General features: G+C 58.8%; 20 protein-coding genes. 8 read left to right on the top strand and 12 right to left on the bottom strand.

Annotation, left to right across the window (positions count from 1 at the left end):
• The first annotated feature begins 151 nt into the window (after positions 1–151).
• The 3 genes from AC0TOF_RS18060 to AC0TOF_RS18050 all read left to right on the top strand — a co-directional run bounded on the left by AC0TOF_RS18060 (position 152) and on the right by AC0TOF_RS18050 (position 2325).
• Positions 152–661: a GNAT family N-acetyltransferase gene (locus tag AC0TOF_RS18060; RefSeq protein ID WP_122002527.1), complete on the top strand. Its 510-nt coding sequence runs from the start codon at positions 152–154 to the stop codon at positions 659–661.
• 142 nt (positions 662–803) lie between these two features.
• On the top strand, positions 804–1394 hold the full coding sequence (locus AC0TOF_RS18055) for a TetR/AcrR family transcriptional regulator (protein WP_473769252.1): 591 nt from the start codon (positions 804–806) through the stop codon (positions 1392–1394).
• Position 1395: 1 nt separating this feature from the next.
• Positions 1396–2325 carry a DMT family transporter gene (locus tag AC0TOF_RS18050; RefSeq protein WP_473769251.1) on the top strand — a complete coding sequence of 310 codons (930 nt, stop codon included), beginning with the start codon at positions 1396–1398 and terminating at the stop codon, positions 2323–2325.
• On the opposite strand, the gene AC0TOF_RS18045 is transcribed toward AC0TOF_RS18050, so the two are convergent.
• Entirely contained in the window at positions 2317–3198 is an 882-nt protein-coding gene (locus tag AC0TOF_RS18045) for a LysR substrate-binding domain-containing protein (RefSeq protein ID WP_473769250.1), read from the bottom strand. The two genes, AC0TOF_RS18050 and AC0TOF_RS18045, sit on opposite strands and share 9 nt — an antisense overlap.
• Before the next feature lie 138 nt (positions 3199–3336).
• On the opposite strand from AC0TOF_RS18045, the gene AC0TOF_RS18040 reads away from it, so the two are divergent.
• Complete coding sequence (locus AC0TOF_RS18040) at positions 3337–4041, top strand: SDR family oxidoreductase (protein ID WP_473769249.1); 705 nt, start codon at positions 3337–3339, stop codon at positions 4039–4041.
• A 202-nt stretch (positions 4042–4243) separates the two neighbouring features.
• On the opposite strand, the gene AC0TOF_RS18035 is transcribed toward AC0TOF_RS18040, so the two are convergent.
• From AC0TOF_RS18035 to AC0TOF_RS18020, 4 genes are all read right to left on the bottom strand, one after another.
• Entirely contained in the window at positions 4244–5995 is a 1752-nt protein-coding gene (locus AC0TOF_RS18035) for an amidohydrolase (RefSeq protein WP_473769248.1), read from the bottom strand.
• Between the two features lie 239 nt (positions 5996–6234).
• Entirely contained in the window at positions 6235–6636 is a 402-nt protein-coding gene (locus AC0TOF_RS18030) for a DUF1801 domain-containing protein (protein ID WP_473769247.1), read from the bottom strand.
• Between the two features lie 98 nt (positions 6637–6734).
• Positions 6735–8696, bottom strand: coding sequence for a putative bifunctional diguanylate cyclase/phosphodiesterase (locus AC0TOF_RS18025; protein WP_473769246.1), 1962 nt, complete (start codon positions 8694–8696; stop codon positions 6735–6737).
• Between the two features lie 234 nt (positions 8697–8930).
• Positions 8931–10223, bottom strand: a complete 1293-nt coding sequence (locus AC0TOF_RS18020) for a hemolysin family protein (protein WP_473769245.1) — start codon at positions 10221–10223, stop codon at positions 8931–8933.
• Between the two features lie 469 nt (positions 10224–10692).
• Between AC0TOF_RS18020 and AC0TOF_RS18015 the strand changes: the two genes are divergently transcribed.
• From AC0TOF_RS18015 to AC0TOF_RS18005, 3 genes are all read left to right on the top strand, one after another.
• Positions 10693–12234 carry a sugar ABC transporter ATP-binding protein gene (locus AC0TOF_RS18015; protein ID WP_473769244.1) on the top strand — a complete coding sequence of 514 codons (1542 nt, stop codon included), beginning with the start codon at positions 10693–10695 and terminating at the stop codon, positions 12232–12234.
• 10 nt (positions 12235–12244) lie between these two features.
• Positions 12245–13282, top strand: coding sequence for an ABC transporter permease (locus AC0TOF_RS18010; protein WP_063620495.1), 1038 nt, complete (start codon positions 12245–12247; stop codon positions 13280–13282).
• Between the two features lie 67 nt (positions 13283–13349).
• Entirely contained in the window at positions 13350–14291 is a 942-nt protein-coding gene (locus tag AC0TOF_RS18005) for an ABC transporter substrate-binding protein (protein ID WP_122002538.1), read from the top strand.
• 49 nt (positions 14292–14340) lie between these two features.
• On the opposite strand, the gene AC0TOF_RS18000 is transcribed toward AC0TOF_RS18005, so the two are convergent.
• The 5 genes from AC0TOF_RS18000 to AC0TOF_RS17980 form a co-directional block, all read right to left on the bottom strand.
• On the bottom strand, positions 14341–14778 hold the full coding sequence (locus tag AC0TOF_RS18000) for a DUF6691 family protein (RefSeq protein WP_473769243.1): 438 nt from the start codon (positions 14776–14778) through the stop codon (positions 14341–14343).
• On the bottom strand, positions 14775–15185 hold the full coding sequence (locus AC0TOF_RS17995) for a YeeE/YedE thiosulfate transporter family protein (RefSeq protein ID WP_122002540.1): 411 nt from the start codon (positions 15183–15185) through the stop codon (positions 14775–14777). The genes AC0TOF_RS18000 and AC0TOF_RS17995 overlap by 4 nt, the downstream gene beginning before the upstream one ends.
• The gene (gene bigR, locus AC0TOF_RS17990; RefSeq protein WP_473769242.1) at positions 15182–15532 is read right to left on the bottom strand and encodes a sulfite-sensing transcriptional repressor BigR; all 351 of its coding nucleotides are present in this window, start codon (positions 15530–15532) and stop codon (positions 15182–15184) included. The genes AC0TOF_RS17995 and bigR overlap by 4 nt, the downstream gene beginning before the upstream one ends.
• A 157-nt stretch (positions 15533–15689) precedes the next feature.
• Positions 15690–16295, bottom strand: a complete 606-nt coding sequence (locus AC0TOF_RS17985; RefSeq protein ID WP_473769241.1) for an alpha/beta hydrolase — start codon at positions 16293–16295, stop codon at positions 15690–15692.
• Between the two features lie 24 nt (positions 16296–16319).
• Entirely contained in the window at positions 16320–17246 is a 927-nt protein-coding gene (locus tag AC0TOF_RS17980; protein ID WP_473769240.1) for a VOC family protein, read from the bottom strand.
• 177 nt (positions 17247–17423) lie between these two features.
• On the opposite strand from AC0TOF_RS17980, the gene AC0TOF_RS17975 reads away from it, so the two are divergent.
• Complete coding sequence (locus AC0TOF_RS17975; RefSeq protein WP_473769239.1) at positions 17424–18368, top strand: DUF808 domain-containing protein; 945 nt, start codon at positions 17424–17426, stop codon at positions 18366–18368.
• Between the two features lie 53 nt (positions 18369–18421).
• Here the strand turns inward: AC0TOF_RS17975 and AC0TOF_RS17970 are convergent, their stop codons facing one another.
• Positions 18422–19201 carry an acetoin reductase gene (locus AC0TOF_RS17970; protein ID WP_122002545.1) on the bottom strand — a complete coding sequence of 260 codons (780 nt, stop codon included), beginning with the start codon at positions 19199–19201 and terminating at the stop codon, positions 18422–18424.
• 158 nt (positions 19202–19359) lie between these two features.
• On the bottom strand, positions 19360–20220 hold the full coding sequence (locus tag AC0TOF_RS17965) for a VOC family protein (RefSeq protein WP_473769238.1): 861 nt from the start codon (positions 20218–20220) through the stop codon (positions 19360–19362).
• Positions 20221–20424 lie beyond the last annotated feature (204 nt).

The raw sequence follows: 20424 nt of genomic DNA, 5'->3' as shown, positions 1-20424 counted from the left end.
CTCACATAGCGGATACGTGAATCTCTCCCACGGGACAAGGGGGATAGTGCCAAACTTGTCACGACATCCCATCAACGTTTATATGTGCTGTAAATATTGAGCCAACCCTTTATTCTTGATTATTATTTTTCCTGTTGGAGTACAGTTGCCCATGGGCTTGCGAACAGCACAAATTTCTGACGCTTCTGTTCTCGCTGCCATCTCGATTGAGGTTTGGCTGGGCACCTACATCCGCCAAGGCGTGAACGCATTTTTTGCCGATTACGTTTTAAGCGAGTTCACGGAGAAAAAATTCCGGAACCTCATCGAAGACTCCGATGAACATATTGTCGTTTCGGAGAATAAAGAGGGTCTGGATGGCTTCACTCGGATCAGTTCAAAAAGCTCCGCTCCGATAGATAATTGTTCGACCATGGAAATCTCGACCCTTTACGTCCAGCCTCGACATCAAAAAAGCGGGATTGGACGAGCACTGCTGCAGGAAGCTTTGCGCCACGCACGTGATGCGAATGTTCCTTCCGTATGGCTGACCACGAACTCGGAAAATACCTCCGCAATCAATTTCTATACGTCCCAAGGCTTTGAACGAATTGGAACAACGCATTTCCGGATTCAGAACCAGGCCTATTTGAACGACGTGTTTCGATATGCCTTTCCCTGACAATTGACAGGTCTGTTCGGCTGTCCGGCAGGATCCCATGCGGATAGAAATCAGTTCACATCAAGACGGCACGGCTACTGCGGAATTGACTCGGCCTCTCGATTAGGTAGACTGGTCTACCTAATCATCAAGGCAACGAATTATGAGCGATTCCGCAACGGCAAGTTCGAAACCAGCCCGCGAGCGGCTTCTGCAAGCGGCGGCGGAACTGTTTTACGACGAGGGCATTTCGGCCACCGGGATCGACGCGATCATCCAGCGCGCAGGCGTGGCGAAGCAGAGCCTCTACAACAACTTCGCCTCCAAGGCGGAGCTGGTGGCCACCTATCTGGAGCACCGCCACGCCGAATGGCTTGGCCTCTATGAAAAGCGGCTCGAACAGGCAGCAAACCCGATGGACGGGATACTGGCCATCTTCGACGCTTATCGCGATCACGCGGAATTTGCCTATGAACACGGGTTTCGCGGCTGCGGCCTGCTGAATGCGGCAGCAGAACTGCCCGCTGGCGACCCCGGACGGGAAGCGGTCAGAAAACACAAGGAACAGGTGGAGCACCTGCTTGTGGAGCATCTGAACGGCCTGATCCCCGATAATCCGGAACGGGTCAGCCAGTTGGCCGTGCAGCTTTCCTTCATACTGGAAGGAGCAATCATGCGCGCAGGGCTTGAGGGAAACAGCGCCCGCCTCGGGGAAGCCAGGGCGATGGTGGCTACAGTTTTGCGGCTGGGGTAAAATGCAATCATCGAGGGACTATTTTCTGGGCGTGGCAGCTATCCTCGTCGCGTCCACGATCTGGGGCACGACCGGAACGGCAGCGACCTTCGCGCCGGAAGTCAGCGCGGTCGCAATCGGCGCCGCCGCCATGGGGCTTGGCGGGCTGGCGCAGGCGGCAATCGCCTGGCGCGGCATCATCGCCTCGCGACGGGCGCTCGCCCATCAATGGCGCGGGCTGATGCTGGGAGCCATCTGCGTCGCCCTTTATCCCCTCGCCTTTTATGCGTCGATGCGGCTTGCAGGCGTGACCATCGGAACGGTCATTTCGCTCGGGTCCGCCCCGCTCCTTTCGGCGGCTGTCGAATACAGGCAAAGCGGCTTTCGCCCATCGCTACGCTGGCTGGCAGGAGCAATCATCGGCATTATCGGCATGATGATGCTCAGCCTGTCGGAGGACGGCGGCGCCCATGCCACCGGAAGCGCCACCCTGACCGGCTCGCTGCTTGGCCTTGTGGCAGGCCTTACCTATGCCGTCTATTCCTCATGCGCGCGCCAGCTCATGCAGGGCGGCATGGCCTCGACCACCGCCATGGGGGCCATATTCGGCGTTGGCGGACTGTTGCTCATGCCGGTTCTGATCGCCACCGGCGGACCGTTTCTCGCCTCGTGGAACAATGCTGCGGTGGGGCTCTATATGGCCTTCGTGACAATGTTTCTCGGCTATGTGTGTTTCGGCTATGGGTTGAGCCGGGTCGAAACGAGCGTCGCTACCACGCTGACGCTGTTCGAGCCGGTGGTGGCCGCTTTTTTCGCGGCGGTGATCGTGGGTGAAAGGCTCTCCGCCACCGGCTGGCTCGGCGTGGTTCTGGTTGTGGCCTGCCTTGTCTGCATCACCATACCGACACGCAGCCAGAAAACTCGGCTTGAAGTGCCCGAACCATCAACCTGATGCGCTCGCGCTTTTCAGCCAATCCTTCACCGCCTCCACGGATTGCGGATGGCGCGGCTTTCGCAGTGAAACCGCATAGAAGTCCGCGCCGACCCGCAATTCGGTGGCCAGCGCCTGCACGAGACTGCCCGCCGCAATATCCTTTTCCACGAAAAAGCGGCTTGCCAGCGCCAGCCCGTGCCCGGCAATTGCCGCATCGATGGCAAGCGAAGTCTGGTTGAAGCGGGTATTCTTCGGCGAAGCCGACACGCCGCCCGGAAAAGCCTTTTCCAGATATCGCGGCCAGAAATTATGCGCATCGTGCAGCAGCGGATAGCGCTCCAGATTTTCCGGCAGGCCCGGATCACCCAGCCTCTCGACCAGCACCGGGCTTGCGATGGCGACAATCACATGCTCGAAAAGCAGCTCCGCATTGAGCCCCGGACCGAATGGCGGCTCGCCATAGCGCACCGCGAGATCGACGGCATCGGTCTGGAAATTGGCGACCTTGTCGCTCGCAACAATGCGCAATTCAATATCGGGATGGGCTTGCGTAAACCCGGCCAGCCGCGGGATCAGCCATTTCGAGGCGAAGGTCGGCGTCACGCTGACAGTCAGGTGCTGCGGCTCGGGACGCAGCATTTCGGTCGCTTCCGAAAGCAGGTCAAACGCCCGCCGCACACTGGCGATATAAGAACGAGCCGGTTCAGTCATGACCAGCGTGCGCGGCTGGCGCTCAAAGAGTTTCAGCCCAAGCTCCGCCTCAAGGCCGCGTATCTGCTGGGCCACCGCCGCCTGTGTCACGCCAAGTTCCTCCGCCGCCAGACGGAAGTTCAGATGCCGCGTGACGACTTCGAACACACGCAGGCCGTTGAGCGAGGGAAGTCTTTTCATGAAACAAAACCGATAGATTTTCTATTGCCTGATGTTACGCATTTTCGTTCGTCAGGACAATGGTTCTCCGTTATAAATCGAAGGAATGATTGTTGGCGGTTGCCGTCTCGGGCAGCATTTCCCGGAAAGGAAAGCATCATGACAGTAGAAAAAGTAGCGATTGTGACGGCTGGCGGAAGCGGCATGGGCGCAGCCGCCGCACGCAGGCTGGCGCAGGACGGCTTCAAGGTCGCAATCCTTTCATCTTCCGGCAAGGGCGAAGCACTGGCGCAGGAACTGGGCGGCATCGGCGTTACCGGCTCAAACCAGTCGAATGACGATCTGAAGCGTCTGGTGGATGAGGTTCTGGGAAAATGGGGCCGTATCGACGTGCTGGTCAACAGCGCAGGCCATGGTCCGCGCGCGCCAATCCTCGACATCACCGATGAGGACTGGCACAAGGGGATGGACACCTATTTCCTCAATGCGGTGCGGCCGTCCCGTCTCGTGGTGCCGACAATGCAGAAGCAGAAATCCGGCGTCATCATCAATATCTCGACCGCATGGGCCTTCGAACCAAGCGCCATGTTCCCGACTTCGGCGGTGTTCCGCGCCGGTCTCGCCTCTTTCACCAAGATTTTCGCCGACACCTATGCTGCCGACAATATCCGCATGAACAATGTTCTTCCGGGCTGGATCGACAGCCTGCCGACGGTGGAAGAGCGCCGCGCAAGCGTTCCGATGCAGCGCTATGGCAAGAGCGAGGAAATCGCCGCGACGATCGCCTTCCTCGCATCGGATGGCGCCGCCTACATTACGGGCCAGAACCTGCGCGTGGATGGCGGCCTGACCCGGTCGGTATGATTTGATGGCGCGGCGGCAGCGCTCGAGCGGTTCCGGCAAAAGTGGAAACCGGTTTTGCGGCTGGAAATGCTCCAAGCCAGCTGCCGCTGCGTTAGAGCGCGTTTCGATCTGACTGGATCAGATCGGCGCTCTAACTTCTTCTATTTCAAGCATAATCTTATCGACCTCGTTTCACTCCGGTCGGATTATGCTCTAAAGTTCGTCAGGCAGCGTAACGCTTGGTGCCGTCCATCCAGGTTTCGCTGACCTTGATCTTGCTGATCTTCACATCCGGTGCAGTCGGATCTTCTTCCAGAATGGCGAAGTCGGCGAACTTTCCGGTTTCCAGCGAACCGATCTGGTCTTCCATATGGCACTGCCAGGCCGCATCGATGGTGACGGCGCGCAGCGCTGCATCCACCGGGATACATTCTTCCGGGAAGAACACATCGCCGCCTTCGTTCATGACGCGGGTGACCGCGTTTTCGACATAGCGCAGCGGTTCAATTGGCGTCACGTTCCAGTCGGAATGGAGCGAAATCTTGAGGCCCGCCGCCAGTGCCGAAGCGCATGGGTCATAGAAGCGGGCACGGTCCGGCCCCAGAAGACGGTCGCGGAACGCCTTGCCCCACCAGTGCACATGGCCGATCAGGAAGGATGGCGACAGCCCCATCTCCTTCATGCGGACCATCTGTTCCGGGTGAAAGACGCTGCAATGCTCGATGCGATGACGAAGATCGCTGTTCGAGGTTTTTCCGAGAACGGCCTCATAGGCATCCAGAACCATGTCGATGGCCGCGTCGCCATTGGCGTGAACGCCAACCTGCCAGCCGCCTTCATGCGCCCGGCGGATGACATCCGTCACCTGCTCAAGGCTGTAGTTCAAAGCGCCGCGCGCATCGGTGCCGAGGTAATTCTCGCGCTGGTAGCCGGTCCGCGCCTGATTGGACCCGTCGGCCCAGGCCTTGATGCCATCGACACGGAAAAGGTCGTTGCCGCGACCGGGCTTGATCCCTTCCTTTTCCCATTCGTCCATGATCGTCGACACGAGCATGCCGCGATAGCGCACCGGAGCCTTGCCGTCGCCCAGAGCCGCATCGAGGATTTTCAGGTCCTGTGCGCCTGCCATGATGCCGATGCCGCAATCGTGCAGCATGGTGCAGCCGACGGAACTTGCATGATCCACAAAACGACGAACACGTCCAACCATGTCCGCGGCCGTCGGCGAAGGCATCGCGCCGAGGAACACCTGCTGCGCCGCCATTTCTTCAAGGCGCCCGGACAGGTTGCCGCTGGCGTCCTTCACAAAGCGCGCGCCCGATGGATCGGGCGTATCCCGCGTGATGCCGGCAGCCTTGAAAGCAGCGCTGTTGGCATAGGCGATATGACCGTTGCTTTCCTGCATGAAGAACGGATTGTTGGGAGCAAGAGCGTCCAATTCGGCCAGCGTAGGAATTTTGGCGTCGCGGGTGATGCTGGCGTCGAACTGCTGCGCGCGCACCCATTCGCCCGGCTTGGCGTCGGCAACACCCTTCTGGAGCTTCGACCAGACAGTCGCGTAATCCGGCGTCGTGATCGGGCTGACGTCGATCCAGTCCTCGAAGGCCGTGAACACGAAATGCATATGCGGATCGATCAGGCCCGGCATCAACGTGCGGCCCTGAAGGTCCACCACCTGTGCCCCGGAGCCGATGGCGGACTGCACGTCATCCAGCTTGCCGACGGCCAGTATCTTGTTGCCGCGGATGGCGATCGCTTCCGCACGCGGCGCCTGATCGTTCATCGTGATGATCGTTCCGCCCTTGAAGATGATATCGCCTGCGGGTGTCGCGGCCTGCTGCGCAAACGCCATGCCCGGCGAAGAACAGGCGAAGGCCGACGTCGCGGCGGCGGCACCGAGATATTTGAGAAAATCGCGCCTTGACGCCGTGGACCGCAGATAAGCCACCATGCCGGGATTACAGGCAATACACATCCGAATATTCCTCTCTTACCCACTCATCCAAATATCATAGACCGGATGACAAATATTCTTTGAACCTATACGATAGGAAAAAAGAATTTCAAATCAATAAATGAAACCATTATTATTTATATTAGTTAATTCTAATAAAATAGAAATAAAAATGCGGAAAAATACTGGGCTACATTGCATAAAAACCTGAAAGAAATCGGCATATTTTGCAAATTTCTCACAGGTTTTGATAAATCCGGTCAGCCGCGTCCGGACTTTTTCCGCGCCTTTTTGGCCTGATTATGCGCTATGGCAGCGCGAACGAGCGCAATGAAGGCGTCGTCGTCGATCGTTTCGCCCTCGCCTATATCGACCGCCCGGCGCATATTGCCTTCAAGGCTGGCATTGAAGATATGGGCCGGATCGTCAAGCGCCGCGCCATTGGCGAAAGTCAGCTTCACGACCTTCTTGTAGGTCTCGCCGGTGCAGATGATGCCGTCATGCGACCAGACCGGGACGCCGCGCCATTTCCATTCCTCGATGACGTCCGGATCAGCCCGCTTTATCAGCGCACGCATTCTGGCGAGCGTTTCGCCGCGCCAGTCGCCAAGTTCCGCAATGCGCCCGTCAATAAGCTTCGAAGCATCCTCGTCGCCTGCCATAAGTTTCCTCCCTCCAGACAGATTCAGCATTTTCTCCACCTGCCCCTAGGCTCCTGCAAGCGAGGGCCGGTTGAGGAAGAACGCGTGAAGTTAAAGCTTTATCGTAAAGCCTGGTCAAGCCGCGCACCGGAGCGGCCAAGCGCATCCAGGGCCATGCCCATCGGCAGGGCAGGCGCAAACAGGAACCCCTGCCCGCTGCCGCAGCCGAGGCTGCGCAGCATATTGCGGTCGTCCTCCGTCTCGATCCCTTCAGCCGTGACCTTGACGCCGAGGGCGTCGGCCAGCGCAACCATCGCCCGCACGATGTGCTGGTCGCCCTCCGATCCTGCGATACCGCGCACGAACACCTGATCAATCTTGATCTTGGTGACAAGGCCCTTCTTCAAGGAAGCAAAGGTGGCAAATCCAGTGCCGAAATCATCGAGCGCAATGGAAACACCGGCATTCGCCAGCGCGCTCAGGCTGTCATTCATTCCGCGCTGGTCGAAGGGGGCCTCCTCCGTGATCTCGATTTCCAGCATGGAGACCAGCAGTTTGCGCTTTTCCATCTGGGACAGGATTTCATGCGGAATGCGCCCGCCGGACAGTTCGCGCGGCGACAGGTTCATGGCGACCGTCAGATCGCAGCGGCCGCTTTCCATGAGCTTGTCGATCATCTCGCAGCAATTGAAGAACACATTATGCGTGAGCTGCCGCACCACGCCCACCTCACAGGCAACATCGATAATTTCCGGCGGGGCGATTGTGCCGTGCTGCGGATGATCCCAGCGCAGCAAGGCCTCGAAGCCCACCATGTTCCCGCTGGATAGCTCCACCACCGGCTGGAAATAGGTTTGTATCTGCCCGGTCTCGATGGCGATGCGCAGATCACGCTCGATGCTCTGCTTGCGTTCCCATTCATGTTGCAGGCGTTTTTCGAAAAAGTAATATTCGTTGCGGCCTCGTTTCTTGGCCGCATAAAGCGCGAAATCGGCACGCAGCAGCATTTCCACCGGGTCGAGCTGCTCCAGCCGGCAGATGCCGACGCAGGCGCCGATCTCGACCGACAGGATGCCCTCATAATGGGCGCTCAGGCTGCCAATGATGCGCGCCGCGACCAGCCCCGCCTCGATGGTCGCCGACGGCTCGGGATATGCGAGCACGAATTCGTCGCCGCCAATGCGCGCCAGCATGGACCGTTCGGGCGAAATCTGGCGGATGCGTTGCGCGATGGAAACGAGGAGATCGTCGCCCGCCTTGTGACCATAAGTATCGTTGACGGACTTGAAGCCGTCGAGATCGATCAGCATGACAATGAAGGGACCGTCCCTTGGCGGAAACAGCCGGATGGAGGTTTCCAGCCCGCGCCGGTTGAAAAGGCCCGTCAACGGGTCTTCCTGCGACTTGAGCGCCATTTCGTCAGCGAGCTGCTCGGCCTCGTGCTTCAGCCTGCTTGTCTGGATGAAACGGTTCTGCCCCAGAAGCGCGCCGCGTGTAAGCCCGCACCAGAACAGGACGACGGAAACCACGATCACGCCGCTATGCAGGTCTGCATGCACGGCCAGACACACCGCCGTCACGACAAGCGGCGGCGTTATGAAATTGATGGCAACGGACGCATAGGACGAGCCGTAGGTAACAGCGCCTGCGCAGATGCCGGCAAGGATGACGAGGTAGACCGGCGATTGCGGGTCCGTGAACCCGTTGGAGAGCAGAGCGACGCCGGACCACAGAAAGCCGGACAGGGCGGCAAGAAGCTGGAAATGCCCGATCTGGCGCTGCAAATCCGCGATGTTCCCGATCGGTGCCGTGCGGCGGGTATGGGCAATTGCCTCGAAGAAACGCAGCGCGTTGACGATATTCACCAGCGCGAACCAGACAATCGATTCCCAGAAATGCCCGGCGGCGCTCTGGACCAGCACGATAAGCCCCGAAAGAATCGTGCTGATGGGCATCGAGAAGCGCGCGCCCTCGCAAATCTCCTCGAGCTGGTCCGCAAGGATCTTGTCGGCTATCGGACTGTCGTGGCTGCCATAGGCCGACCTGACCAGTTGAAGCCAATATGCAGTTTTCGACCCCATTGATACGCAACCACCGGCCAGAGCACGTTCAGCTTTTCCCGATCGGGACGCCCCCGAGTTTCCGACCAGAAAGGAATGCAGAAAACCTGCCCCCAGCTGCCAAATATAACATGCACTTTATCTAAAATGCCAATGGTCCAGCGGTTCAATCGATAGAATTACTTCGGTGGATGGGGCATACCACCCGGCATGCCCATCCTGCCTGTTCTCAAAAACCGGCATTGATAGCCAGGCCTACTCGGTCGCGGGTTCTTCCGCCGTCAGCAGCAGCTTGTCGATGCGGCGTCCGTCAAGGTCGACAATCTCGAACACCCAACCGTTCTTGACGAAGGTTTCGCCCACATCCGGCAGATGCTTGAGTTCCTCAAGCGCCAGCCCGGCAACGGTGTTGTATTCCGCCTCATCATCGATCTGGAAACGCAGAAATTCCGAGAACTCGTCAATCGGCATCCAGCCCGAGACGAGATAGGAACCATCCGCCCGGCGCACGATCGCCTTTTCCTCGATATGATCCTCTTCCTGCATGGCGCCGATAATGGCCTCGATCACGTCGCCCGCAGTAATCACGCCTTCAAAATGGCCGTATTCGTCATAGACGAGCACCATATGTGTCGGCGTGCCGCGAATGGCTTCCACCACGTCCAGCGCATCGGAAAAATCCGACACGACGGGGACGTCCCGGACGATCTCGCGCAGATCGACGCTGCCCCTTGAGGACAGCTGGTTGAAGAAATCCCGCACATGCAGGACACCGATCACCTCATCGGAATCTTCGCCGCGCACCGGAAGCCGTGAGCGGCTGGTAGTGTGCAACTGCTCGCGGATTTCATCGAAACTGTCTTCTATATCGACCATTTCGACGTCCATGCGCGGCGTCATCAACCCGCGCGCGGTGCGGTCTGCGAGGCGCATAACGCCCGCGATCATGCGGGATTCCTCGGTCTCGATCACACCGGCGCTGTGCGCTTCGGCAAGAACGGACTTGATCTCCTCATCGGTCACGCCATCGCTCGTCTTGCCCGACTGGCCGAGCAGTTTCAGGACCAGACGGCCCGATGTATCGAGAAGCCAGACGAGCGGCGCCGCCATTTTCGACAACAGCGTCATGGTCGGGGCGACGCGGCTTGCCACCGCCTCCGGTGCGCGCAGCGCAATCTGCTTCGGCACGAGTTCGCCGACGATCAGCGACAGATAGGTAATGACCACTACGACCGAGCCGACGCCAAGCGCATCGGCAAGGGCTGGCGAAAGGCCCTGCCCCAGAAGCCAGCCCGACAGGCGGGCGCCCAGCGTCGCGCCGGAAAATGCGCCAGACAGAATGCCGACCAGCGTAATGCCGATTTGCACGGTGGACAGGAAACGGCCTGGATTATCGGCAAGCTCGATAGCCATGCGGGCGCCGCGGCTGCCCTTGTCAGCCATTACCCTCAGTCGTGCCGGGCGGGAGGAAACTACTGCCAGTTCCGACATGGCGAGAACGCCATTGAGGATCGTCAACAGCACGACCGTAATTATTTCAAAATACAAAACTGCCCCTCAGGATCAGATAATCGGAATATAGAGCGGTTCCAGTTAAAACGGATTCGTAGAACCGCTCTATCCTTTTTGTTACGCATTATCCTACGCAAAACCGCTTCGCACTTTTGCTGGAAATGCTCTAATAATAGAAAGGAAAGCACCCTCTTTCCAGAGGCGCCCCGCATAAAATACTGCGATACTGCCTGAATTGCAGTCATGACGCGCTTTCTTCCGGCCCGTTTCCGTGCGGAAAGCCTGTCCTTTGACCGTCCTGCCGATAAATGTTCTGGAATGCAGGTAAAACGGAGAAATAGAAGTTTGGTCAGGCCAATCAGGGCTGATAGCGGCAATTCAGGGCCGAGCCTCTCCATCCAAACGAGTTTTTTGCTGCCTGCACAAAATTGGCTTGACCAGAAACCGCGTGCCTTCTACTTCTTCTGTCGATAGTTGACGAAACTTTGCGCGAGGAGGAAGCGCGATGGGAGGATTACCGTCAGCGTCAGCGCGCGCGGATGCTGCGCCTGTATTGCTGAAGCTGGATTCCGTTTCCAAGGAATTTCCGGGCGTCAAAGCCCTGTCGAACGTCAGCTTTGAATTGCGGGCGGGCGAGGTTCATGCCGTCTGCGGTGAAAATGGTGCGGGCAAATCGACCCTGATGAAGATCGTCAGCGGCGTCTATCAGCCCGATGGCGGGACGATCCATTATCGCGGCCAGCCGGTTCGCTTTGGCTCCACACTGGAATCGGAAGCGGCGGGCATCGCCATCATCCATCAGGAACTGAACCTCATTCCGCACTTGAGCGTTGCCGAAAACATCTATCTTGCGCGCGAGCCGAAACGCGGTTTCTTCGTGGACCGCCGCAAGCTGAAGGAAGACGCGCAGCGCTGCCTCGACCGGCTTGGCGTCAAGATCGACCCGTCGACACAGGTGCTGAACCTTTCGGTCGCCCAGTGCCAGATGGTCGAGATCGCCAAGGCGCTGTCGCTCAACGCCTCCGTCCTCATCATGGACGAGCCGACCTCCTCCCTGACCGAACAGGAAGCGCAGCTCCTGTTCAGGGTCATCCGGGAACTGAAGGCGCAGGGCACCGGCATTGTCTATATCTCGCATCGCCTCGACGAAATGGCGGAGATTGTCGACCGCGTCACCATCCTGCGCGACGGGCGCTACGTCTGGACCAAGGATTTCCACGATGTCACCGTGGATGAGATCGTGGCCGGAATGGTCGGGCGCTCGCTGGACGAGAAATTTCCCGAACCGACGCGAAAGCCGACAGAGGAAGTGATGTTCTCCGTCGCCGGGCTGACGCGGGGCGGCGTGTTCGAGAATATCGGCTTCGAGCTCAAGCGCGGCGAAATCCTTGGCTTTGCCGGGCTGATGGGCGCGGGACGGACGGAAGTGGCGCGCGCGATCTTCGGTGCCGATCCGCATGACGCCGGAACAATCGTGCTTGAAGGCGAAACACTTTCGATCGCCAGCCCGCGCGACGCCATCGAGGCAGGCATTGCCTACCTATCGGAAGACCGCAAGGCGCAGGGACTGGCCGTCAAGATGCCGGTCGACGCCAATCTGACGCTTGCCAATATGGAAGCTGTCAGCAGCGCCTATGGCGTTATCGATTTCGAGCGCCACCGGCAGGCAAGCCAGCGCTATGTCGATCTTCTCAACATCAAGACGCCGGGGCTGGCCCAGCCCGTCCGCCTGCTTTCGGGCGGCAACCAGCAGAAGATCATCATCGGCAAGTGGCTGTTCCGCGAGCCGCGCATCATGTTCTTCGACGAGCCGACGCGCGGCATCGATGTGGGCGCGAAATTCGCGATCTACCAGATCATGGACGAGCTGGCCGCAAGAGGCATCGGCATTGTGCTGATCAGCTCGGAACTGCCGGAAATTCTTGGGCTTTCGGACCGCGTGGCGGTCTTTCACGAGGGGCGCATCACCGCGGTCCTCGACACGGCTGCGACAACGCAGGAAGAAATTATGACCTATGCCTCCGGTCGGGGCCGGCAGGACAAATGAGGACGCAGTAATGGCCGAAATCACCACCGACAAGCCCCAGCAGACGGCAAAATCCAAAGGGCTCAGCGACCGCCAGAAGGACATCATCCAGAAATTTGCGGCTGTCGGCAGCCTGATTATTCTGGCGGCGATCTTTTCCGTCACCAGCAGCGCCTTCATGACCGTCAATAATGCGATGACCATCGCCTTGCAGGTGACATCCATCGCGCTGCTCGGCATCGGCGCGACCTATGTCATCATCACCGGCGGCATCGATCTTTCGGTCGGCTCCGTGCTGGCGCTTGCGGGCGTGGTGGCAGCTCTCGCGGTCAAGGAGCTGTCGCTGCCGATCCCGCTCGCCATGCTGCTCGGCATATTGACGGGATCGCTCTGCGGTCTCATCAACGGCTTCGTCATCACCAGGCTCAAGCTGCCGCCCTTTATCGCCACGCTTGGCATGATGCTGATCGCGCGCGGCGTCGCGCTCCAGATCACCGGCGCGCGCGCCGTTTCCGGCCTCGGCGAATCCTTCGGCGTGCTCGGCAACGGCTCGCTGTTCCGCATCGAAAGCATCGACGAACAGGGCTTTCCGGTCGTCACCTTCCCCGGCATCCCCTATCCGGTGGTGCTGATGATCGTGATCGCGATCGCGGCCGCACTCGTCTTGAACCGCACCGTGCTTGGCCGCCACATCTATGCCATCGGCTCGAATGCCGAGGCAGCACGGCTTTCCGGCGTCAATGTCGCCCGCGTGACGGCCTTCACCTATATCGTTTCGGGAACGCTTGCCGGGCTTACGGGCTGCGTTCTCATGTCCCGCCTCGTCACCGCACAGCCCAATGAAGGCGTTGCCTATGAGCTTGACGCCATTGCGAGCGCGGTCATCGGCGGCACATCGCTCATCGGCGGCGTCGGCACGATCTCGGGCACGTTCATCGGCTCGTTCGTCATCGGCATCCTGCGGAACGGCCTCAACATGAACGGCATTTCCGCTTTCACGCAGCAGATCATCATCGGCCTCGTCATTCTGGTCACCGTATGGATCGACCAGATGCGCAACCGCCGATGACAGGGGAGACGGAATGCGGGGCATTCCGGCAAGGGTAGAGCCAAGAGCTCGATAACAGGAGGAAAACATGCGTAAACTGGTGTCTGCATTGATGGCTTCGGCCTTTGTGCTAGCAGGAGCGGCAGGCGCTTCGGCGGGCGAAATCGCCGTGATCGTGAAGACCGTGAACTCGACCTTCTGGCAGAATGTCCAGAAGGGCGCCGAAGCTGCGATCAAGGATTCCAAGGATCACACTATGACCTTTCAGGGTCCGGCGGCTGAATCGGCCATCGCCGATCAGGTGAACATGGTGGAAAATGCCGTGAACCGCAAAGTGGATGCGATCCTGCTCGCACCTTCCGACCCGGACGCGCTGACGCCTGCCGTGAAGAAGGCATGGGAAGCCCGCATTCCGGTGGTCATCATCGACTCGCAGCTCGCCGATGGCGGCGACAAATATTACCAGTCCTTCCTCGCCACCGATAACCGCAAGGCTGGTGAAGCCGCAGCCAAGGCCCTGATCGACAAGGCAGGCACCACCGGCAAGATCGCCGTCATGTCCTATGTCGCGGGTGCAGGTTCGGAAATCGGCCGCGTCGGCGGCTTCGTGGATTATATCAAGGCCAATTCCAAGCTGGAAATCGTCGGCCCCTATTACTCGCAGTCGCAGATGGCGACCGCGCTCAACCAGACCACCGACGCTCTGGCGGCCAATGGCGATCTCGTCGGCATCTTCGGCGCCAACGAACCGACCGCCATCGGCATGGGTCGCGCGATCAAGCAGGCAGGCAAGTCCGGCAAGCTGACTGCCATCGGCTTCGACGGCAATCAGGACCTGCAGGAATTCGTCAAGGACGGCACGCTCAACGCCATCGTCGTTCAGGGTTCCTACCAGATGGGCGAAAAGGGCATCGAAACCCTGCTGAAAGTGCTGAACAAGGAAAAGGTCGAGAAGTTCGTTGATACGGGCGCTGTTGTCGTGACCAAGGACAATATCGACAAGCCTGAAGCCAAGAACGTTCTCTACTAAACATGGCGACAAAGGGGGGCGCAGCGCCTCCCTTTGTTCTTCTAGCGCTCTATGAAGAGCTCACCATGATGCGATCATGGACAATCATTCCCACCACCATCATCGCGACGAAAAGCCAGACCTGCGGCAGGCCCATCGATAGCGCGGAGATGACCGGGCCGGGACAAAAGCCTGCCAGCCCCCAGCCCGCGCCGAAGATGGCGGAACCGATAATCAGCCGCCGGTCGATTTCCGTCTTTTCCGGCAGATGGAAGGACTGGTCCAGCACGGGCCGCGCCATGCGCCGCTGGATCATCACGCCGAGGATGGCCACCAGAAGAGCGCCGCCCAGCACGAAGGCAAGGCTCGGGTCCCAATCACCGCTGGTGACGTACAGGAAACCCGTCACGCGCGACGGGTCGATCATGCCGGACAGCGACAGGCCGAAACCGAAGATCGCGCCCGCAAGCAGCGTCACGACGAGACGTGCATAAGCCGACTGTTTCATAGCAATGCCCCTGAAATGCTGGCGACCACGATGCCGGTTATGAGAAAAGTGAGCGTCGCGGCTATCGAACGCTTGGAAAACCGCGCCATGCCGAGAATGCCATGACCGGAGGTGCAGCCTGATCCCATGCGAGTGCCGATGCCGACCAGAAGCCCTGCCACGACAATGACAGGCCAGGACATGGCAATCGTCACCGGCGGAAAGGAACCATAGATCGCCGCATAGATAATGGGTCCGAGAATGAGGCCGACCACAAAGACCGCATTGGCCGGTATCTGTTTGCCGCCAAGAAGACGCCCGACGATGCCGCTGATGCCGGCAATGCGTCCGTTGAAGACGAGAAGCAGAATGGCAGACAGGCCGAGCAACATGCCGCCCGCCAGCGATTGCAGATAGGTTGCGATCATGATCGGATCTCCGGTGTGCAGAAAATGCCGTAAAGAGCCTCGATAAGCTGCGCGGCCCGCGCTTCTGTCAGGCGGTAGAAAATCTGCTTGGCGTCGCGGCGGGTTTCGACGATGCCAGCTTCGCGCAGCACGCCGAGCTGCTGCGACAGCGTCGGCTGGTGAATGCCAAGCGCCTCCTCCAGCTCCCCGACCGAATATTCTCCTTCCGCGAGCGTACAGGCCAGCATCAGCCGCGCCGGATGCGACAGCGTTTTCAGGAGTTCGGCAACCTCGGTTGCCCGCCCCTCCATTTCCGCGCGCGTCATTCTGTTTTCATGGGCTGGCGCACCGCCCGACATCGCTTCCATCACGGCACCTCATTATCATTATACAATTAAGTATATTATATAATGATATTTACAAGAGGGGCCGACGCAAAAAACCGCCGCTCAATTCTGAACGGCGGTTTTTTCTTCTAACGCATTTCCGAACGCAAAACCGGTGTCCACTTTTGCTGGAATTGCTTTAATTCCCAAGCAGCGCCTGCACGGCGCTCAGTTCCGTCTGGCGCAATTCATGCCCGCCGGAATGCCAGACAAGCTCGACATCGGCCTTCTGGCGCTCGAAATATTGCGCGAGCGCTTCCGTCTGATCCGGCGGGCAGATGGGGTCCATACGACCAGCGGTCATCAGAATTTTCGCGCCCTCAAGCGCCGAATTGTCCTTCGGCCTGAACGGCACCAGCGGATGCAGAAGCGCCGCCTTGTCAAAGATCCGGCCTTTCTCGATCAGAAGGTTCGCCATGATGTTGGCCCCATTGGAATAACCAAGCCCGATCACTTCCGTCGGCTTGTGTTCCGCCACAAGTCCGGCGATGAACCCGGCCATCTTGTCGGTGGCGCGGGCAAGGTCTTCCATGTCGTAGACGCCCTCGCCCGTGCGGCGGAAGAAGCGCGCGGCACCATATTCCGACACGTCACCGCGCGGCGACACGATGGTCGCTTCCGGCAGAAGCTGTTCCGCCAAGCCGAAAAACTGGTTCTCGTCGCCGCCGGTGCCATGAAACACGATGAAAAGCGGCGCGCCGTTCGCACCGGCCTTCAGCCGGTGCTCATAGGTTTGAATGGTCATGTCCGATCTCCTGTCCCGACGTTTTCAAAGCTTGTCGAGATGTTCTTCGAGATAGTCGCGCAGATGCTGGTGCTGCGTTGGCAGCTTCAATGCCTCGCCGAGATGGGTCGTATCCTCGTCACGGTCGAAACCGGGTTCACTGGTCGCCACCTCGAACAGCACGCCGCCCGGCGTGCGGAAATAAACGGCCCAGAAGTAATCGCGGTCGATGACCGGCGTCACATGATAGCCCGTATCCATCAGCGCCTTGCGCACTTCCAGCTGCTTCTCGCGATTATCGACGGCAAAGGCCACGTGATGCACGGAACCGGCACCCTGCTGGTTGCGACCGACTGATGGCAGCGTTTCCAGATCGATAACGCCCGCGCCATTGCCTTCCGGCATGATGAGACGGGTGATGCCATCTTTCGCATCAAGCTTCTGATATCCCATATAGTTCAGCAATTCGGCTGTAGCGCCTTCGTCGCGAAGCCGCATCGAAACCGAATGAAAGCCGCGAATGGCGTGATCGGCATCGATCCCGTCATGCAGCCAGGGCGCACGCGGATCGTCCTTCACTTCCACCAAGGCAAAGCTGTCGCCATCCGGCCCACGGAAATGGATGCGCTTCTCGCCAAAGGCTTCATCTTCGGACTCGACCTTGATAGCGGACTGCGCAAAGCGGTCCTTCCAGAAACCAAGCGAACCCTGCGGCACGGCAAAAACAGTCGTCCCCACCTCGCCGGTGCCTTCGCGGCCCCGCGGAATTCCGGGAAACGGGAAATAGGTCATAATGGTGCCGGGCGTGCCCACTTCATCGCCATAATAAAGGTGATAGACGCTCGGATCGTCGAAATTGACGGTCTTCTTGACGCGGCGCAGCCCCAGAACATCGGTGAAAAACCGGTTGTTGGAACGCGCATCAGCGGCAAGCGAGGTGACGTGATGGAGCCCCTTGATCTGATTAAGCATAGCGATCTCTCCTGTTGTGTTACCGGCAATATAACCATCAGAATGCATATTGAAATATTGACAATCATACACAGATTGTATCGATTTTAGAGACAATAACTCTCGATGATTTTTCATCTGGACGTAGCGCCCCGACAAAGTTTAGCTACTTGCAACAGCAATATAGAAAGGTTCCCCATGGCGTCCGGCTTGTTCGCGCTTCTCGATGATGTTGCAGCCATTGCGAAAATGGCGGCAGCCTCCCTTGATGACGTTGCAGGACAGACGGCAAAGGCCAGCGCCAAGGCGGCAGGCATCGTCATCGACGACACCGCCGTCACGCCGAAATATGTCGTGGGGCTGAAGCCGGAACGCGAATTGCCGGTCATCTGGAAAATCACCAAGGGATCGCTGCGCAACAAGCTCATCTTCCTGCTGCCGCTGGCGCTCATCCTCGGCTATTTTGCGCCATCCTTCATCATGCCGCTTTTGATGATCGGCGGCGTCTATCTGGCCTTTGAAGGAACGGAAAAACTGGTGGAGTTCTTCATTCCGCACAAGGAAGAGGAACATGAGGAGACCAAGGGCGCGACGCCCAAGGAGATCGAGGAAACGACCGTCAACGGTGCGATCCGCACGGATTTCATCCTCTCGGCGGAAATCATGGCGCTGACGCTGGCCGGGCTGGGGCCTTCAAGCATTTATACACAGGCGGCCATTCTCGCCAGCGTGGGCATTCTGATCACCTTCGCCGTTTACGGCGTGGTTGGCTTCATCGTGAAGCTCGACGATATGGGCGTTTCGCTGGTGCGCAACAGCCACACGGCCTTCGGCAAACAGTTCGGCAAGGGGCTGGTCGCGGGCATGCCCATCGTGCTGAAGGTTTTAAGCACGGTCGGCACCGTCGCCATGCTGTGGGTCGGCGGCAGCATCATCGTTCACGGGCTGGATTCCATCGGCGTGCACGGCGTTGAAGCCTTCATCCATTCCATCGTGTCCCACCTGCCGACCGAAAACACCCGGTTTTCGGGCGCTTTCGAATGGATCGCAACGTCGTTGCTGCAAGCAGTGCTCGCCATTCTGATCGGCATTGTGGTGGTGATCGCCTTCAACATCTTCAAGTCGCTGAAGGCGAAAGCCTGATTATCAGGCAGAATTGTCCGTCCCGCACCCTGAAAGGCGCGGGACGGATACAGTCAGCGATAGACGATACCGCCGTCGGTCAGGATGGCCTGACCGGTGATGTAATCGGAATCCGGGCTTGAGAGGAACGACACCAGAGCCGCCACATCGTCCGGCGTCTGGGCGCGGCCAAGCGCGATGCCGTCCACATATTTCTTGTAGGTCTCGCCTTTCGGCGCGCCGGTGATTTCCGAGAAGCGCTCATCGATCTCGACCCACATATCGGTGCCGACAATGCCGGGGCAATAGGCGTTGACCGTGATCCCGGCGCTTGCATATTCCTTGGCGGCGGCTTGTGTCAGCGCGCGCACCGCGAATTTTGTCGCCGAATAGACGCCAAGCATCGCAAACCCGTCATGGCCGGCAATGGAAGAGGCATTGATGATCTTGCCCTTCTGCTTGCGCGCCTTGAACTTGGCAGCCGCCGCCTGAATGCCCCACAGGACGCCATCGACATTGATGCGGAAAATCCGTTCCACCTCTTCCGGCTTCACGTCGGCAATCGGCTGAACCTGTGCTATACCGGCATTGTTAACGATGACATCGAAGCCGCCAAGCGTCTTTTCCGCATGGTCAATCGCGGCATAGACATCATCGCGCTTGCTGACATCGGCGGAAAAAGTGGACGCCTTGCGGCCCAGCGCCTCGACTTCCTTCCGCACCGCATCAAGCTTGTCGGCCTTCAGGTCGACCAGCGCGATATCGAAACCGTCCTTGGCCAGTCGCAATGCGATGCCGCGCCCAATGCCCTGTGCTGCGCCCGTGACAAGCGCGACCTTACCGTTTGCCGACATGATTCATCCTTTCCTGCGTGGTTGGTGAATGGCAATGCAACGCATCCCACAAGCGATATGGAACACGCGCCTGCCCCATCAACCCAATTCGGAGCCGGATGTCATTGATTGGGATCAACTTTGCCTAATTTAGCGCATGTTTGGCAAAGCGGCTCCAATCAGCGCTCGGAGAATTCCAGAAGCGTGCCGCTGGCATTCTGCGGCGCCACGGCGATGCCTGCTGTTGTCGCCACGTAAGAAACGCCATTGGCTTCAAGAACGCCCCGCGCCTTGTCCAGCGAAGCGACACGGACCCGAAGGACCGCGAAGGCCTGACCCGGCGTTTTGCTGAAATCGACACCGGGATAGATTTCCGCCGTCCGGTCGTTGGTCACAACCCATATGTCAGCCGAGCGCGGGCCGGTTGACACCTTCCAGCCGCCATCCTGTGCCTCAGCTTTCCCATCCGCGAACAGCCGGGCGAACCCCTTGGCGGCTGTTTGCGGGTCGGACGAAATGGCAATAATGGCGGAAAGGCCGTTCGCGCCGTTTGGATGCTCGATCAGTTCCGGCAGCCAGACGGTCTCGCGGGTCTTGTGCTGGCACATGAATACCATGCCTTGCGGCACTTCGCTGTCGGCAAAGGAAACGGTTTCAAAAGCCGCGACACCCTCGCCGCCGCCCGGCAGTTCCACGGGGCGCTGGAAAGCGCCAACTTCGCCCGTCGTGATGCCAAGAGCACCCAGTTCGGCCTTGGCGTCTCGCGCATTGTCGATCCGGCAGGCGATGGCATGAAGCCCCTCGCCCTGCGCCGACAGTTTCTCGCGCTGGTGCAGATTGCCCGGCGTCTCGGTGACAATGCCGAGCAGCTCGAAATAATCTTCCGGAAACATGATGGTGTAATTGCCGGTGCCCTTTTCCTTGCTGTGCAGCCCGCGCGGGCTCAGCGTAAAACCGAAACGGCGATAGTGCGCGGCACTTTTCTCCAGATCATCGACCAGCAGGAAAATATGATCGACGCCCTTGACCGGATGAGACATGCAAAATTCCCTTTTCAATTTCATCGCCGCCGCCGGTTTGCCCGCTATTTTGCGGGAAACCGGCCTACCGCCGATCTTCATCAGAAAAATACACATTTATTGGCGCGGAACCGCTGATATATTTTTCTAAATTTATGCTTCATATTAGTTTATCTTGACAATATCGTCACGCATTCTAGCATGCCAGTGCTTGTGTAGAATAAA

It is taken from the genome of Ochrobactrum sp. PL_is501 (assembly GCF_055816895.1).
Note: the sequence above shows the minus strand (reverse complement) of the source record. Positions and strands in the feature narration are given on the sequence as shown.

Excerpts from the sequence above, each read along its gene's own strand:
- AC0TOF_RS18030 (WP_473769247.1), bottom strand. The coding sequence starts at position 6,636 with ATGGCAGGCGACGAGGATGCTTCGAAGCTTATTGACGGGCGCATTGCG.
- AC0TOF_RS17995 (WP_122002540.1), bottom strand. The coding sequence starts at position 15,185 with ATGATCGCAACCTATCTGCAATCGCTGGCGGGCGGCATGTTGCTCGGC.
- AC0TOF_RS18050 (WP_473769251.1), top strand. The coding sequence starts at position 1,396 with ATGCAATCATCGAGGGACTATTTTCTGGGCGTGGCAGCTATCCTCGTC.
- AC0TOF_RS17980 (WP_473769240.1), bottom strand. The coding sequence starts at position 17,246 with ATGCTTAATCAGATCAAGGGGCTCCATCACGTCACCTCGCTTGCCGCT.
- AC0TOF_RS17970 (WP_122002545.1), bottom strand. The coding sequence starts at position 19,201 with ATGTCGGCAAACGGTAAGGTCGCGCTTGTCACGGGCGCAGCACAGGGC.
- AC0TOF_RS18015 (WP_473769244.1), top strand. The coding sequence starts at position 10,693 with ATGGGAGGATTACCGTCAGCGTCAGCGCGCGCGGATGCTGCGCCTGTA.
- AC0TOF_RS18010 (WP_063620495.1), top strand. The coding sequence starts at position 12,245 with ATGGCCGAAATCACCACCGACAAGCCCCAGCAGACGGCAAAATCCAAA.
- AC0TOF_RS18035 (WP_473769248.1), bottom strand. The coding sequence starts at position 5,995 with ATGTGTATTGCCTGTAATCCCGGCATGGTGGCTTATCTGCGGTCCACG.
- AC0TOF_RS18005 (WP_122002538.1), top strand. The coding sequence starts at position 13,350 with ATGCGTAAACTGGTGTCTGCATTGATGGCTTCGGCCTTTGTGCTAGCA.
- bigR (WP_473769242.1), bottom strand. The coding sequence starts at position 15,532 with ATGGAAGCGATGTCGGGCGGTGCGCCAGCCCATGAAAACAGAATGACG.
- AC0TOF_RS18060 (WP_122002527.1), top strand. The coding sequence starts at position 152 with ATGGGCTTGCGAACAGCACAAATTTCTGACGCTTCTGTTCTCGCTGCC.
- AC0TOF_RS18000 (WP_473769243.1), bottom strand. The coding sequence starts at position 14,778 with ATGAAACAGTCGGCTTATGCACGTCTCGTCGTGACGCTGCTTGCGGGC.
- AC0TOF_RS17965 (WP_473769238.1), bottom strand. The coding sequence starts at position 20,220 with ATGTCTCATCCGGTCAAGGGCGTCGATCATATTTTCCTGCTGGTCGAT.
- AC0TOF_RS18025 (WP_473769246.1), bottom strand. The coding sequence starts at position 8,696 with ATGGGGTCGAAAACTGCATATTGGCTTCAACTGGTCAGGTCGGCCTAT.
- AC0TOF_RS18040 (WP_473769249.1), top strand. The coding sequence starts at position 3,337 with ATGACAGTAGAAAAAGTAGCGATTGTGACGGCTGGCGGAAGCGGCATG.
- AC0TOF_RS17985 (WP_473769241.1), bottom strand. The coding sequence starts at position 16,295 with ATGACCATTCAAACCTATGAGCACCGGCTGAAGGCCGGTGCGAACGGC.
- AC0TOF_RS18045 (WP_473769250.1), bottom strand. The coding sequence starts at position 3,198 with ATGAAAAGACTTCCCTCGCTCAACGGCCTGCGTGTGTTCGAAGTCGTC.
- AC0TOF_RS17975 (WP_473769239.1), top strand. The coding sequence starts at position 17,424 with ATGGCGTCCGGCTTGTTCGCGCTTCTCGATGATGTTGCAGCCATTGCG.
- AC0TOF_RS18055 (WP_473769252.1), top strand. The coding sequence starts at position 804 with ATGAGCGATTCCGCAACGGCAAGTTCGAAACCAGCCCGCGAGCGGCTT.